2 protein-coding genes are annotated in these 1,389 nt (G+C 59.2%); both read right to left on the bottom strand.

Annotated features, from left to right (window positions below):
• A partial coding sequence (locus OC610_RS27455) for a class II glutamine amidotransferase (protein ID WP_264432598.1) occupies positions 1-485 on the bottom strand: 485 nt, incomplete at its 3' end.
• 1 nt (position 486) lies between these two features.
• Positions 487-1,263, bottom strand: coding sequence for a DeoR/GlpR family DNA-binding transcription regulator (locus OC610_RS27450; RefSeq protein ID WP_264432596.1), 777 nt, complete (start codon positions 1,261-1,263; stop codon positions 487-489).
• Positions 1,264-1,389: the final 126 nt, after the last annotated feature.

Below are 1,389 nucleotides of genomic sequence, written 5' to 3'. Positions count from 1 at the left end.
ATCACCGCCAGGCCATAGGCGCCATGGAGCTCCTTGACCGTGGCCTTGAGCGCCACGGTCAGGTCCGCCAGATCCTTGAGCTTGTGGGCGAGCAAATGGGCGATGACTTCGGTGTCGGTGTCCGAGGTGAACACATAGCCGAGCGCCTTGAGCTGTTCGCGCAAGGCTTCATAATTCTCGATGATGCCGTTGTGCACCACCGCCAGGTCGCCGGAAAAATGCGGATGGGCGTTACGCTCGCACGGCGCGCCATGGGTGGCCCAGCGGGTGTGGGCGATGCCCAGGCGGCCAATCAGCGGCTCAGCGTCCAGCGCTCGTTCCAGCTCACTGACCTTGCCCGGACGACGCATGCGCGCGAGCTTCTCATCATTGGTAAAAACCGCTACGCCGGCACTGTCGTAGCCGCGATATTCGAGACGTTTGAGGCCTTCAAGCAAGATGGCCGTGATGTTGCGTTCAGCAACGGCGCCGACAATTCCACACATGCTATTTCTCCTGGCTGACAGGCGCGCAGATGACATTGATGCCGCGGGCCTGAATCTGATCGCGTGCCTCCACGGGCAGGCGATCATCGGTAATCAAGGTATGGACGCTGCTCCACGGCAGTTCCAGGTTGGGAATCTTGCGGCCGATCTTGTCGGCCTCCACCATCACGATCACTTCGCGGGCGACCTCAGCCATTACGCGGCTCAGGCCCAGCAGTTCGTTGAAAGTGGTTGTGCCACGCGCCAGGTCGATGCCGTCGGCACCGATGAACAACTGGTCGAAGTCATAGGAACGCAGCACTTGCTCGGCAACTTGGCCTTGGAAGGACTCGGAATGCGGATCCCAGGTGCCGCCGGTCATTAACAACACCGGCTCATGCTCCAGCTCGCTCAAGGCATTGGCGACGTGCAGGGAATTGGTCATCACCACCAGCCCTGGTTGATTGCCAAGTTGAGGGATCATGGCCGCAGTAGTACTGCCGCTGTCGATGATGATCCGAGCATGTTCGCGGATCCGCTTGACCGCGGCCCGGGCGATGGCTTGTTTGTATTTGGACACGGCCTGGGCGCTGTCGGCCACCAACTCCTGGGGCATCGGCACCGCGCCACCGTAGCGACGCAGCAGCAGGCCGTTGGTCTCCAGGGCGGCGAGATCCTTGCGAATCGTAACTTCGGAGGTTTCGAAGCGCTTGGCCAGTTCATCCACGCTGACTTCGCCCTGCTCCTGAAGCAAGGCGAGGATGTTGTGGCGACGCTGTGGTGTATTGCGCTTTGACATGACGGCTTAAGTTTCGATTCGAAAGATAACGTAAGTAATCAAAACCTATTGAAGCGATATCGTCAAGGCAGGAGAAGAAAAATTCAGAAACTCCCTAAATTACTGTGGGAGCGAGCTTGCTCGCGA

It is taken from the genome of Pseudomonas agronomica, from assembly GCF_025917275.1.
Lineage (GTDB): Bacteria > Pseudomonadota > Gammaproteobacteria > Pseudomonadales > Pseudomonadaceae > Aquipseudomonas > Aquipseudomonas agronomica.
Note: the sequence above shows the minus strand (reverse complement) of the source record. Positions and strands in the feature narration are given on the sequence as shown.

Excerpts from the sequence above, each read along its gene's own strand:
- OC610_RS27450 (WP_264432596.1), bottom strand. The coding sequence starts at position 1,263 with ATGTCAAAGCGCAATACACCACAGCGTCGCCACAACATCCTCGCCTTG.